At 42.9% G+C, this 14,878-nt stretch carries 10 protein-coding genes; 9 read left to right on the top strand and 1 reads right to left on the bottom strand.

What is annotated here, in order from left to right:
- Window positions 1–170: 170 nt before the first annotated feature.
- Complete coding sequence (locus HU147_RS12405; protein WP_224076531.1) at window positions 171–956, bottom strand: DUF4240 domain-containing protein; 786 nt, start codon at window positions 954–956, stop codon at window positions 171–173.
- Between the two features lie 269 nt (window positions 957–1,225).
- On the opposite strand from HU147_RS12405, the gene HU147_RS12400 reads away from it, so the two are divergent.
- The 9 genes from HU147_RS12400 to brxC all read left to right on the top strand — a co-directional run bounded on the left by HU147_RS12400 (window position 1,226) and on the right by brxC (window position 14,864).
- Complete coding sequence (locus HU147_RS12400) at window positions 1,226–1,891, top strand: GntR family transcriptional regulator (RefSeq protein WP_224076530.1); 666 nt, start codon at window positions 1,226–1,228, stop codon at window positions 1,889–1,891.
- On the top strand, window positions 1,888–2,916 hold the full coding sequence (locus HU147_RS12395) for a TRAP transporter substrate-binding protein (RefSeq protein ID WP_224076529.1): 1,029 nt from the start codon (window positions 1,888–1,890) through the stop codon (window positions 2,914–2,916). The genes HU147_RS12400 and HU147_RS12395 overlap by 4 nt, the downstream gene beginning before the upstream one ends.
- 69 nt (window positions 2,917–2,985) lie before the next feature.
- Window positions 2,986–3,480 carry a TRAP transporter small permease gene (locus HU147_RS12390; RefSeq protein ID WP_224076528.1) on the top strand — a complete coding sequence of 165 codons (495 nt, stop codon included), beginning with the start codon at window positions 2,986–2,988 and terminating at the stop codon, window positions 3,478–3,480.
- A complete protein-coding gene (locus HU147_RS12385; RefSeq protein WP_224076527.1) occupies window positions 3,477–4,766 on the top strand; it encodes a TRAP transporter large permease in 1,290 nt (429 codons plus the stop codon). Before HU147_RS12390 ends, HU147_RS12385 begins: the two co-directional genes overlap by 4 nt.
- Before the next feature lie 279 nt (window positions 4,767–5,045).
- Window positions 5,046–9,389: an AAA domain-containing protein gene (locus tag HU147_RS12380; protein WP_224076526.1), complete on the top strand. Its 4,344-nt coding sequence runs from the start codon at window positions 5,046–5,048 to the stop codon at window positions 9,387–9,389.
- Window positions 9,390–9,575: 186 nt separating this feature from the next.
- Window positions 9,576–10,133 (top strand): recombinase family protein, encoded by a 558-nt coding sequence (locus HU147_RS12375; protein WP_224076525.1) that lies wholly within the window; start codon window positions 9,576–9,578, stop codon window positions 10,131–10,133.
- Window positions 10,134–10,185: 52 nt separating this feature from the next.
- Window positions 10,186–10,767 (top strand): BrxA family protein, encoded by a 582-nt coding sequence (locus HU147_RS12370; RefSeq protein WP_224076524.1) that lies wholly within the window; start codon window positions 10,186–10,188, stop codon window positions 10,765–10,767.
- Window positions 10,768–10,777: 10 nt separating this feature from the next.
- Window positions 10,778–11,332 (top strand): BREX protein BrxB domain-containing protein, encoded by a 555-nt coding sequence (locus HU147_RS12365; protein ID WP_224076523.1) that lies wholly within the window; start codon window positions 10,778–10,780, stop codon window positions 11,330–11,332.
- Between the two features lie 13 nt (window positions 11,333–11,345).
- Window positions 11,346–14,864, top strand: coding sequence for a BREX system P-loop protein BrxC (brxC, locus tag HU147_RS12360; RefSeq protein ID WP_224076522.1), 3,519 nt, complete (start codon window positions 11,346–11,348; stop codon window positions 14,862–14,864).
- Window positions 14,865–14,878: the final 14 nt, after the last annotated feature.

Below are 14,878 nucleotides of genomic sequence, written 5' to 3'. Positions count from 1 at the left end.
TCATGACGATGGTTTTTGACGGGACCAATCATGAGACCTCGCTCCTTCATTTTCTTTTAGTGTACATCGGAAAAGTAGTAAAATAAACAAAAAAACAGGCTGTCGAGAGAGTTTCTCGACAGCCTGAAGGGAAACAAAGCTCGATGCTTTGTTTCCCTTTTCTGATGCTTTTATAATGGGTTCTCTCCAAAAGCTGCCCATAACTGCGGAAACATGCGGCTCAGCCCTTCTTCATCGTCTTCATCCCAATCGAAGTCAATTTCCGGATCCGGCTCATCGTCCTGCATCAATTGCTCGTAAAGCTTCCAATAATCTTCCATGTCCCGGCCGGTTTTCTCTTCAAACGCCTCACAAGCAACCATTAAGAATTCTTCCAGCTGCGGGATTTCCTCCTGTTCCTGCAAAAGTCCGAAATAGGGAAGGAGCGTCTCCGGATTTTCAATGGCTTCATAATACGTGTTTTTCCCGAGGTACAACAGCCACGCCCGGAAATAATCAAAACAGTCGTCCGAACAGCCGCCCATGGCAATATAGGCAGCGGCCCACAAATCCGAGGTATAAGACTGGCTGTAATGTTTTTTCAAGATCGAGTCAAAACCCAGAATATCAATCACGGGCCCTTTAGCCAATTGGGAAGCGAGCCACTCCATCTGTTCCTCTGAATCGTCGCCTTTTTCCTTGCAGCGGTCGAGCAATTGCCAAAAGTACACTTCAGTCATTGCGCTTTCTTTGATGAGCGGATCTGTCGACACCGCCGGTTGGTAGCCTTTTTTCAGCTTGGACTGGATCAGGCGGTGGGCTTCTTTTTTGCAGACTTCCGGCGTCGGAAAATCTTTGACGTTAACGAAGCCCGCTGTACCGATTTTTCCATAGTTGACGGCGAACGAAGTGTCGGCGACGGTGATTTTCCAAAACTTATTTGAGAATGAACTTCTAAAAACTAATAGGGTTTCCAATCTGCTATCTCCTTATGACAGGCTCTGCGAAATTTTTCTGCATCCGGTTCATTTGTCCGTTTCTTTTATTGTAGCGAAGACGCCTTGAAATCACATCACAAGATTGGTTTTATAGCTGAAAAAATTAAATTGATTTTTTACCAGCAAAACTAAAGTTGTTTGTGAAATCAATTAATTCCGAAAATTTGATTTACATCTTTCAGGTGTTCCCATATACTGAATGTATACAGTATACACTGTAGCGATTATTTATGTAGGAAGGAGGAACTATGGAGAAGATAGCGAAAAAAGTCACACTTGCCGAACAAGCTTATGAATACATCAAGAAGCTGATCATGATTGGAGAATTGAAGCCCGGCGACGAATTGCCGGAAGAAAAGCTGGCAATGGAACTGGGCATCAGCCGGACTCCTTTGCGGGAAGCATTGAAAAGACTGGCTGTTGATGCGCTTATCGAGTTGAAGCAACCAAGGCCGGCAGTGGTCGCCGAATTTACCCGGCAGGATGTCGAAGAAATTATGGAGCTTCGGAGATTGCTGGAAATTCACGGACTTCAGGAATGGTCGAAAGCAGATCAAGAGCGTGTCGTAGTGGAGATGAAAGAAAACGTCGCCCTTCAGTGGCAGGCGATCCATGAAAAAGATTTTGTCCGGTTTATGGATTTGGACCAGGATTTCCATTCTTTATTGTGCAGCAATCACAGAAACAGGCGCTTGAAAGACATCATCAGAGGCACCAATACCGGCGGGAGCCGTGCGTTTATGCTGGTATCGGACACGATTGCCGGCAGTTCAGAAAAAGCTTATGCCGAACATCTGGCGATTATCGAAGCGATTGAACAGGGAAATTTTCAGGAGGCCAAACAGCAACTGGCCATCCATCTGAACAATATTGAATACCGGTTGCTGAAATACATCACACGGGAGGATCTATGAAAAAATTACTCGGATTATTACTTATCACATTATTTATCCTATCAGCATGCGGCCGTCCGGACAGCGGCGGCTCAACTTCAGAGGGCGGCGAGTCAAGCGGAGAAACGTTCACCATCCGTCTGGCGCATTTGGTGCCGGAAGAGCAATCTTCCCATGTTGCAGCGGAAGCGTTTAAAGAAAAATTGGAATCGGAATCGGATGGCCGCTTGAAAGTGGAACTATATCCGAATGGCCAGCTTTACGGCTCTGACCGTGAAGCGATTGAAGCGGTGCAGCTCGGAAACGTCGAGATGACGATTCCAGCAGTTGCGGCAATGGCGTCGTTCAATGAGAAATTCCAGGTGTTCGACTTGCCGTTCCTATTTAACGACAATGAAGCCGCTTATCGCGCACTTGATGGCGACCTGGGAACAGAACTACTTGCAGACCTGGAAAACAACGGCATCAAAGGGCTGGTATTTGGCGAAAACGGCTTCCGCCATGTATCGAACAACGAAGGGCCGATTAACGCCCCGGAAGACATGCAAGGCCTGAAAATGCGGACATTGGAAAGCCCGCTGCACACCGATACGTTTAACGCATTTGGTGCAAACGCATCACCGTTCGCTTTCGGTGAATTGTATACGGCGCTTCAGCAAGGAACTTACGACGCGATGGACTGCCCGATTTCCTTATACTACACAAACAAATTCTATGAAGTGCAGGATTACCTGACGCTGACAGGGCATGTCTATGCAGCTACTGCATTGCTAGTGAACAACGACTTCTACAACACCTTGCCGTCAGATTTGCAGGACTTGATCATGGAAGCTTCTGAAGAATTCCGCAGCGAACAGCGCGAATTGGCGCAGCAGCAAGACAAAGAATTTTTGGAACAACTGGAAGCAGAAGGCATGCAGATTAACGACTTGACGGACGAACAGCGCAACGCATTCCGTGAAGCTGCAGAATCCGTTTACACAAAATACGAAGACCAAATCGGCAAAGACTTGATTGACCAGGCCCTTGCCGCAAATGAAGAATAATAAGACACCACAGCTGAAGAATCAAGGAAGCATTTCCTTGGTTCTTCGTTTTTGAAAGGAAGTGTGGATATGATCAAGAAGTTTGAAAAAGCGGAAGAAGCGTTTTTAGTCCTGACGCTCGTCGTCATGGTGGTTTTGATCTTCGGGCAAGTGGTTGGACGGTATGTGTTTTCCAGTGCACCGAGCTGGACGGAAGAAATGGCCCGCTATATACATATTTTCCAAGTATGGATCGGCGCCAGCTATGCGGTAAAATTGCGTGAACATATTAGAGTAGAAGCGTTCATCACCAAATTCAAAGGCTTGCCGAGAAAAATTCTGGAAACAATCACGCTGGCCATATGGTTCGCAATGGCGCTTTTCTTAGCGTATTTCGGAACGGATTTGGTGCTGTCGAGTATTTCCAACGGCCAAGTTACGCCTGCCATGCAATTGCCGATGTGGATTCCGTTCCTGGCGATTCCATTAGGCGGCATAGGCATGTGCATCCGCCTGATCCAGCAATTGATCAAAATCTGGCAAGGCGATTACGAGATGCATAAGGGAGGCGACCTTCCGGCATGACGATAGCCCTTCTATTTGGTACGTTATTCGTTTGTTTATTGATTGGGGTTCCGATAGCCATCGCGTTAGGCGTCTCCGCGCTGACGGCCATTTACTTTGGGACCACCTTGCCGCTCAGCATCATTACGCAAAAAGCGTTCACGTCGCTCGATTCGTTTCCGCTGCTTGCCATTCCGTTCTTTATGCTGGCAGGGATCCTGATGGGCAAAGGCGGCGTATCGAAACGCTTGCTTGCACTAGCCTCTGCATTGGTGGGCTGGATGACCGGCGGGCTTTCGATGGTAACAATTGTTGCCTGTATGTTTTTTGCCGCCATTTCGGGTTCAGGCCCGGCGACGGTTGCAGCCATCGGTGGATTTATGATTCCCGCTATGATTGCGCGCAGATACGATGGCGGCTTCGCATCGGCCGTAGCGGCTTCTGCCGGTTCAATCGGCGTCATCATTCCGCCGAGCATTCCGTTCGTGTTGTACGGCGTCATCGGCGGCGTATCGGTCGGCAGCATGTTCCTGGCTGGCATCCTTCCAGGACTATTAATTGGTGTGGGCTTGTTGATCACCGCGTATCTCATTTCCAGAAAACGCGGCTACAAGCCGGAGCCTGGCGAAGCGGCGCATTTTGAATTCAAAGATGTCGTCAAAACCTTCTGGGAAGCGAAATGGGCGTTATTAATCCCGGTCATCATTCTTGGCGGCATCTACGGCGGGATTTTCTCCCCGACAGAAGCTGCAGTAGTGGCCGTTGTCTATGCCATCATCATCGGGAAATTCGTCTACAAGGAATTGTCGTGGGAAGGTTTGTACGAAAGTTTCCGCCAGGCAATCGTCATCAACGCCACAACGATGATCATCATCGGCTTGTCGGTATCGTTCGCTTACTTCATGACAATCGAGCAGATTCCAGGCGAAATCTCGGATTACCTGACCAACCTGTCGACCAATCCACTCGTCATTTTGCTTGCTATCAACCTTTTGCTATTGGTGGTCGGCATGTTCATCGATACGATTTCAGCACTCGTCGTCTTAACGCCGATCCTGCTGCCGATCGTTATTGCAGTCGGCGTTGACCCGATCCATTTCGGCGTTATCCTGGTCGCCAACTTGGCGATTGGCTTTATCACACCGCCCTTAGGCGTCAACTTGTTCGTGGCTTCAAGCGTCGGCGGCGTACAGTTCGAGCGCATTGCGTTTGCTGTGTTGCCGTTCTTGCTGACGATGATCATCTGTTTATTGGTCATTACATTTGTTCCGGCATTGTCAATGTGGCTGCCGAATCTATATGAATAACTTTGAAATTCCCGCAGTTGGAAACCGTTCTGGTTTCTGGCTGTGGTTTTTGTTTGGACATTTATGTTTTTGCAAGAATTATTATCTTCATTGAAATAGATATTAAATACTTATGCCTCATCGGAACTTTCTTAAAGGCCAGTCGTCATCTTGTCTAAATCCCTATTTGTTGGTAGTATTAGGAATAAAAGAAGAAAAATCATACTAAGATTGTCAATTGATTGCTAATGAAAATTTTAGAACTATATAGTTAGAATGAGACAAAGAGAGGTGTATTCGATGGAATCCATTACAGCGAAAGAGAAAGCCAAAAACTTTTTTGAATACATGCTGGCATTAAATAATTTAGTAGGAAAAGTCGTACGGGATTACCGGGATTTTGAAAAGAACTGGCAGCTCGAAGACTTGGCTAACTTAGAAGGCTGTTTTACGTTTGGCGATTGCCACAATAGTGAGAACCTAATTGAAATTCACAGACCAACTATGACGAAAGCCGACCAAACACCGCCGGCGCCAAAGCCGATTTTCAAAGACTGGCTCAATTTTGATCCGAAGAAAGAAACGGCGATTCCTTCCTATATAACCATGAAAACGAAAGACCTGGCAGTCGGGGAGCAGCAAAAGGAATTTTTCATCGATGACGAGAACCGCTTAGCTGCATACGAGCAGTGGGTTCCGGAATGGAAAGAATGGTCCACGAAACTCAAAATCAAAAAACGGACGCTGGAGAAATACGAGGAATTTTTCGAGCTTTTTTCGCGTTTTGAAAAAGAAGGCGAAACGCTGGAATTTGTCTACGGCACCGGCTTGTTCACTTGGCAGCACCCGGACCCGAAAATCGGAGCCATTCGCTCTCCGCTCTTAACGAGCAAAGTGGAACTTGAATTGGACGCATTCAAAGGCATCATTTCCGTCAAACTGGTCGACAAGGAAATCACCGTCGAACGGGAGATTTTTACTAGCATCCCTATCCCTAACATCAGCGCGATCAATCAATTATGGAAAGAAGTCCAGGAAAGGGAGATTACAGAAGACTTCACTGATTTCTTCACCCAATTTATCCAGACGTTTGACGCGAACGGAAAATATATAACGGATTCAGCAACTAAAGTGCCCGACCGGGACCCTGCGATTTACAGCCATCATATGCTTTCCCTGCGCATCAAAAATGCACGGGTCCTGCGGGATGACCTCACACAAATCATTGAGGGAATTTCTACTGACCAACTGGAACTGTCCGATACCGTTGCTTCCATTATCGGAGAACCAATCAAAAACAGTGCTGTTGAAGAAAGTGACACTTCATCACATACCGGCGTATTTGACGACAACAACCTGTATTTCCCGCTTGAATCAAATGAACAGCAAAAAGCCATTATCCAGCGGGTATCGCGCCATCAAGGCGTAACGGTGCAAGGACCGCCTGGAACCGGAAAAACGCATACGATAGCGAATTTGGTTTCCCACTTTTTGTCGGAAGGAAAAAAGATCCTCATCACGAGCCAAAAAGAAAGCCCATTAAAAGTGTTGAAAAACAAGATCCCCCAGGAAATCCGCGATTTGTGCGTGCCGGTTCTCGGAGGCGGACGTGAATCGCTGCAGGAAATCGAGCAGTCAATCCGCGTCATCGGCGAAAAACTGGGGGAGTTGGATGTACCAAGACTGGAGCGGGAAATTGAACGCGATAAAGAAGCGCTGAACCGCAGCAAACGCGAAGAAGCCCGCTTGAAAAACCTGCTGAAAGAATACGCCGAAAAAGAAGGGACGGTCCTCCCCTACAAAGGAGAAAAACTGTTCAAATACGACGTCGCAAAACGCCTGTCTGAAACGGATATCCACTACAACTGGATTCAGGACAATGTAGCACTTCATGCCGAGTTTCCGCTGAACTCCGTGGATTTCAAGGAATTGTGGCAGCTGAAAAGCGATACGGCAAAAGAAGAACTTCATTTGCGCAACCAATCCCTGCCATCTGTAGAAGCCGATCTCAAAAATGCTTCTGCTTTTGCAGCTTTCATGGAAATCGAAAACAGCTTGAAAGAAGCGAATCAAGAAGGCGAAGCCGTCCTGCAGAAATACTCCTTGCCCATCGTCGAAAGCGAAATCAAAGCACTGCAGAAGGATTTGGATGGACTTCTCAGCATGTCGGCGGTGCTGGAAAACCAAGTGTACCAGTCGATGATGGACGACTGCCGAGCTGGCGGGCACCGTGAAGAGCGCTGGCGGACATTAACGGATAAGCTATCCGGAGCCGTTGACCGGTTATTTGCTTCGTACCATGTTCTCGTCACGCACCGGATCAACTTGCCTGAAAAGGGCAACGAAGCTTTAACAAACGATTTAACCGTTGCAAAAGAGCCGCTTCAAAACGGCAAAAAGCCGAACTTTCTTTTCTTTATGGTGAAAGGGAAGCAAGCGAAATACTTGTTTGAAGACCCGGTCTTAAACGGCGAACCGGTAAAAACGCTTCAAGACATTGAAATTCTGGATACGCATTTGGAATACGAATGGGTCAAAAAAGAAGCGGCGCGGTTGCTGAACGGCAATATGGAAGACATCGGCCATACGGTCATCGATGAAAAAGAAAAGCGCTTTCCGCATCTCTTAGAAGACCGCTTGAAAGAATTGCAATTGGTTTTAAAAGCAGTCGATACAGCTCAAACGTTCAAAGGGAAGATCACTCCTTTTGGAATGGGCGACATCAATCTCTATTCCGTCGACCAACTTAAGCAATTGAGCAAAGACCTTAATACAGTCCTTAAACGGTTGGAATACCTGGCATGGGAAGCGCAATACAAGCAGGACTTAGCTGAATTGACCATGTTAAGTGCCAAAGTAACGATGCACCCGATTGGCCAGAATTTTGTCCAGGCTTACCAAGAAAAGGACCATGCCAAATGGGTGCAGCTGCTAAGCAAACTGGAAGATCTGCAGCGCACAAAAGCTAAAGTGAACCGGTTCTACAACTTGCTGGAGCAGTTCAATCAAACATTGCCGCTGACCGGCAAATTGCTTGAAATGTCGGCCGGGTCTGAAATCGAGTTTCCTGAAAACCATCTCGAAGCATTCGAATTGAAGAAATTGCAGACTTGGCTCGATGAAACGAAAGATACGAATACGACGCTTTTGAAGAAACAGCTGGAAGAAGAGCATATCGAACAGAAGCGCTTGATCCGCAATATTGTCAGCGCATCCACTTGGAAAAACCAAGTCAACCGCATCACCGACGAAGAAAAACGGGCATTGTCTGCCTGGAAAACCTATATCAAACGTTTCGGCAAAGGCAGCGGTAAATCGGCGCAGCGCAACCTGCAAGGTGCCCGGGAAGAAATGAAAACCGCGCAAAGCGCCATTCCGGTTTGGATTATGCCAATCAGCCAAGTGCTGGAGAACTTCCCGGTGACCAACGAAAAGTTTGATGTCATCATTTTTGATGAAAGCAGCCAATGCGATTTGTTCGCCATCAATGTGCTCCTGCGCGGCAAGAAAATTGTCGTTGTCGGTGACGATGAACAAATCAGTCCGCAATCGATCGGCACCAAGCAAGACGATGTACTGGAACTCGTGCGCCGCCACTTGAAAGGCATCCCGAATGCCGATCTATTTGATGGCAACTTGTCCTTATATGAAATTGCGGAACAGACCTTCCCGAAAGAAGGGAAACTGATGCTGCGCGAACATTTCCGCTGCGTGCCGGAAATCATTCAGTTCTCGAACGACATGAGCTACGGCGGCGAAATGATTCCGCTTCGTTTGCCGTTAGATGAAGACAAAATCGATCCGCCGGTTCTGGCAATCAAAGTCAAAGACGGTGTCATCGATGACCGAAAAGACGTCAATGAAGGCGAAATCGATGCGATTGTCGCCGACATGGCAGAAATGGTCCGCGACCCGAAACTGAAAGGCCAGACATTCGGCGTTATTACGCTGCTTGGCCAAGACCAGCATAAACTGCTCGAATCCCGGATCCGCCAGGAAATCGGCGACCGTGAATTTGTCGAACGGAAAATTATTTGCGGGAATCCGTATACGCTGCAAGGCGATGAGCGGGACATCATTTTCCTGTCAATGGTATCTGCACCGAACCGCCACTTCCGAGCCTTGACGGGCAATGCCGATAAGCAGCGGTTCAACGTCGCCGCCAGCCGCGCGAAAAACCAAATGAGGCTATACCATTCAGTGGATTTAGAAGAACTGAATCCCCAGGACTTGCGTTACCGCTTGTTAAGCTATTGCCAAAATCCGACTCGCTTGAATACAGAAGTCCAAAACCTCGAAGAACTATGCGATTCACCGTTTGAAGTTGATGTACTTCGCATGATTTTGGCAAGAGGCTATAAAGTCACACCTCAAGTCAAAGTCGGCCAGTACCGGATTGATATGGTGGTCGAAGGCATGCGTGACCGTTTGGCTGTTGAATGCGACGGTGAAAGATGGCACGGCCCTGAGAAGTTTGAAGAAGACATGAAGCGCCAGGAATCGTTGGAGCGTTCAGGATGGAAGTTCTGGAGAGTTCGGGGAAGAGAGTTTTACTTTGATAAGGCGAAAGCTTTGGAGAGTCTTTGGGTGCAGTTGGATGCGCTTGGGATTGAGCCGGTAAGGGAACGACAATTTACTAAATAATAATTAATTTGAAAAGAAGCCTTTTAGGTCAATGAGAGGCTTCTTTTACCATAATTCTAGAAAATCTTCATAATAATATTTTTATTTTAAATAAGTTTATCTTAAGTTATAATTAAGTTTAGAATCTTGTTCGTAAATCAATTATTTATATTAAAAACTATAACTGACTCAGGAGGCCATGAGAACTTGAGATGCATAGGGTATGCAAGAGAATCATTGATTGCCGATAATAATTTAGACTTTCAGGAAGTAACTCTAAAAGAAGCAGGATGCGAAACGATTTTTAAAGAAAATGTAAAACCAGGAGAATTCCAACAGGAACTTAATAAATGTTTGCAATCATTGAATTCATATGACACCTTGATTATTTCTCGTTTGGACCGTTTAGGTCAAACAACAAAGCAGTTATTTAAAGTTATAGAGGATTTAAGGCAACGTCAAATAGGCTTAAGAATAGTTGATTTAAATATTGATACAAATACGCCTGAAGGAAAAAATTTTTTTATAATTTTGGAAGCTCTTAAAGAGATGGAATATCAATTGTTAAGAGAACGTACTACTATCAGTCGCGAAGCAGCTAAAGCACGAGGGCGTAGGGGTGGAAGGAAACCAATTAATCAAGAAGTGGTTGAAAAGGCGAAACGAATGTATGCAGCGAATAAAGCCGTTACGGAAATTACTAATGAACTTTCAATTTCTCGCACAACGCTTTATAAATACTTGAAGGAAAGTAAGAAGTTATAAAAGGAAGATTTATTAACAATCTTTTTGATTAATGAAGGTAGCGTGATAGTAGATGACGATAAAATATAAAGCCCAAACAAGTGAACAATGGTTTGAAGAAGAATTAGTGTTATATGCCCAATTATTCGAAGATATACCAAACCACAAAAAATTACATGATTATATCCTTGAGGAAAACATTTTCAATGATTCATCTATTCGAGGAGCAAAAAGAAGATTGCTTATGATTAACCGACGTGCCGAAGCGCTAGGAAAAGAAGGCTTGTACCTTTTGAGAACCGGGAGTACAGATGATCGAGCATTTCTTGTTTTATTTAGCTATTTAGAGACGTATCGGTTAGCGAAGGAATTTGTATTTGAGTGGCTTCTTCCAAAATATTCTTCTTACCGGTATGAAGTGGTAGTAGATGAATTTTTACAGTTTTACGAGCATAAGCAGCTACAACATCTTAATGAGTTACAGTGGTCGGATGATACGGTTTCTCGCCTCCGGATTCAAATTTTTAGAATGCTTTACCGTGGCAAATTACTCGAGAAGAAAACAGAGAAAAAGTACAGGCTGCAGTCTTTATTGCTTTCTCCCGATGTAGTATCTTTTATGGCGAAAAAACCCCCATATGACTTTTTAGTGTAGGAGGAAGAAGATGAACAAGATTTTGCAAGAGCGTTTTCAGACACTCCAACGCCGTTTGCTGGATGAAGATTTTTTATCCCAGCAACGGACGATTATCCCATACTTTCTTTTCACATATGATTTGAAAGATGAAGAACGTGTTAAAAAGGGAATTCAAGAAACACTCGAATTGGTATTACAAGCTAGACAACAGTTAACAGTGGTTAATCTCTATGACGTATTTGAAACAGTATTTGAAGAAGATTTGGAAGCGATTGAAGATTTATTAATAGATGAAGGCCTAGACGCAGTAATGGATGCTATTGAACCTACTATCGATGACGGAGTCTCTATTGTAGATGCCTTTAATAGACTCGCTGGAGATGCAGAGATTGTCTTTCTGACAGGGGCAGGAACCGCTTATCCGTTTCTTCATACAAGTGGATTACTAAAACGTTTAAGCGTTTCGGGCAATGCTCGTCCAATTATTGTTTTCTATCCTGGGAAATTTAATGGCACTCAGTTAAGTTTATTTGGTAAACATGAAATGACTGAAAATGAGTATCAAATTTATACTATTGCGTAAGGAGAATAAACCCATGCAGATTAAAAATTTATTTAAAAAAAATATCGACCGTAAGATCGAAGCGGTCATTCAAGCAGAACAGCATAGTGAAGAAATTCGTTTTACTGAACTAGATGAATTTGTTTTAACTGAAGAAGGTGAAACTCAGTTAAAAGTGTTTTATCAGAATTTTATTAATACACTCACAAAACCTAGCCAGAATACCTCTGTATGGATTTCTGGTTTTTTTGGATCAGGTAAATCCCATTACATGAAAATTATTAGTTATTTGTTAGATAACCAGCGAGTAACATTAAATGAGATCTCAAAAACTCCCATAGATTTCTTAAAAGAAAAAACTACTGATCAAGAGTTAATCGAATTAATGACTAAAGCTTCAACTATACATAACCAAACTGTAACATTTAATATTTCGGCTCAGTCTTCAACAAGACAAGGAAGTAAATTAGGAATTGCTGAAATATTATATAACCAATTTAATGTCATGATCGGTCTTTCTAAATATTCTCGAATCGCACGCGGTGAACATCTTTTGATGGCTGAAAAGAAGTATGAAGAGTTTAAAAATCAGTACTCACAGATTGCCGGAAAGTCTTGGGAAGATAGCCGCGAACGTGTCTTATTAAACGCTTCTAAAGTTAATAAAGCCTTAGCGGCAATCGGATACACGGATACAGACGGTAGAATCCTTTTTAATAGTGAGTTGGATCTTACAGTTGATGATATCGCAAGTTTAATAGCCAATTATGCACGTTCGCAGCATGAGGGGTATCGTCTAGTTTTTCTAATTGACGAAATTAGTCAGTATATTGGAAACGATTCTAAATTGATTTTAGAGCTTCAGACCATCGTTGAGCGATTAGGTTCAATTGGACTGGGATATGTTTGGGTAGTTGTAACTTCACAAAAAAGTTTAAATGACGTAACGAAAAATGGACAAGAAGATGATTACTCAAAAATTCAAGCACGATTTGAAACAAGGATTAGTTTAACTAGTAGCAATACGGATGAAGTTATTAAGAAGCGACTTCTTCAAAAGACGCCGGAAGCGGAAATAGAACTGCGAGATCTGTACCGAAAGCAAAGAGACTTATTGCAAACAACTTTGTCTTTTAAACCAGGAACTACACGTCTGCCGAATGGTTATAAAGATGAAGATCAATTTGTTTCAATGTACCCGCTAGTTCCTTATGAAATACCGATGCTTCAACGGATTTTTGAAAAAATTCGTGATTTAGGAGAAGGTGGTTCAAGTACTTCTCAAGGTGAACGGACAATCATTGCTGCTGCACAGCAAGCAATTTTGCAAGACAAGAACGAAATGATTGGTAATTTAGTTACCCTTGCAGAGTTTTATCCATCGATTGAACAACAATTAGATCCGATAATTGTTAACACGATGGTACAAGCACGAGACTTAGAAAGAGAAGGAAAATTACAAGCGATGGATTTAGGAGTTCTACATATTCTTTACTTTTTACGCGGACTCGAGAATACGACACTTACAGCAGAAATCGATAATCTCGCAGTTGCTCTAATTCCAGATGTCCAAGGGAGTCTAAGCCGAACAACTGAAGCTGTAGAAGAATCGCTTCAGCGGCTCACGAAGCACCTTTTTGTTTCAAAAAAGATTAATAATATGTACGAGTTTTTAACGAGCGATGAACGAAAAGCAAATGATGAAATTCGTCGAATTACCGTTGATGAAAATTCAGTTGAACAGTTGATTCAGACTAAACTATTTAGCGAAATAATTCCTCTAACTACAAGACAAGTAACACTAGGAGGAAGAACCACTCGTTTTGAAGCAAACTATAATAATCACCGAGAAGGAAAGCAAGAGTATCTAAGAATTAATGTAGAAACTCGAGATAATGCGCTAGTATCAGGAGATGAACGGACAGTTCGGATTCGTATTCATGATGCATCTTATGATTCTGTATATGAACTATTTAGAAGAAAAATTCAGCGGGATATGTATGTCCGTACAGCTAAAGCAAACCAAGGCGCAGAATACAATAACGCAGTAGTTGAAAAGAAAAAAATAGAAGCTAGTGAATATGAGCGAGAAGCAGTTGAACGCCTGACCGAAGCAGTTAAGGTAGCAGATTTTTTTGTAAATGATGAAAGGCAAACAACGACAGGCAGTATTGAAGGGCGATTGCAAGATGCCTATAAGACATTAATAACAAAAACATATACAAAAATGAATTTAGTTGATTCTCTGCCCTTTAAAACTTATCGAGAACAGTGGATAAAGCTAGCTAATAATGATTGGGACGAGTTGACAGATTTTTCTCTATCTGCCCGGCACGATATGTCGACATTTATTTCTGCAAAACTCAAGACAGAAGTTGTTACCGTAGAAGCAATGGTTGAACGTTATACTGTTGCTCCTTATGGATGGGAAGAACGTGATGTCATTGCTGTGTTGCTTGCCTTATATGGTGACCAAACAATCAAGTTCAAATACCAAGGACAAGCTCTAAATCATGGGAGTGACCGTTTATTTGAATTAATGGATAAGCGATCAGAACGAAACAAAATATTAATCGAACTTGTATCTGTATTAAATACAGAAGCACTAAATTTATTTAAAATTAAAATACGGCGGGCTTTTGATTACAATGAGGATGTTTCAGGAGATACAGTTGAGGCACTTGTGCAGCAAGTAAATGAATTAATAGGCAATAATTTTGAAAGCAAACTGAAAGATATTGAAATCAAAATGTCAGCTTTGAAAACTAAACCTGGTAATTCTGATTTGCAAAACGCTTTGGAAGTAATAGCGGAATATAAGCGTCAGTCCAGCGAAGAAGCTAAGTTTGAATGGTTCAATAAATATGGAGCTGAAAAGTTTGAAGAGGTAGGAGAGATTTTAGATGATCTTTCACAATTCTATTCCAGCAAACAATATAAAGAATATCAAGAGCTTATAGCGTTCCAGCAAATTCACCAATCTGAAATTGAACGTGCTCTTATAGAAAATAGTCAGATGAAGAGCACTGCTCAACAATTTAAACAATTAATGAATCAAAACCAGCTTCCGGGTAATAAAATTTCTAAAATGCAAAATCTAAGAAATGAATTAGAAGCTTTCTGGAAAGAGAAGGTTGAAAAAGAACGGGCCCAAGCTATAGTTGTTATTCGGCAAAGTGAACAAAAAATTAATGATTTAATTGTGAAAACAGAAGAGGAAAAGGAAGTTATCAAACGTGCGAAAGAAGTGCTTCAGAATTTAGAAGAACAAGTTAGCAACGCAAGAGAGCGAGCAGTTCTTGATAGTTTGCTAAATAAGATTCATGATGTCTTTCCTCACGTCCAGAATGAATTAAACAGTTTGTTGCAAAAGACAATTGAAGACGATACTGAAACAAAAGTTGTGACGTACCATGCAAAAGAAGCAATGAATGCTCTTTTTAAACAAAGCAATAAACTGGAAACAGTAGAAGATATTGAAACTGCTGTTCTCCAACTTAAAGAAGATTTATTGAAAAAGCTAAACCAAGGAACAATTTTAAGGCAACATTAAAAATTGTAAATGGT

This window comes from Planococcus chinensis (assembly GCF_020071995.1).
GTDB lineage: Bacteria > Bacillota > Bacilli > Bacillales_A > Planococcaceae > Planococcus > Planococcus chinensis_A.
The sequence above is the reverse complement of the archived record's forward strand: the minus strand, read 5'-3'. Positions and strand labels throughout refer to the sequence as shown.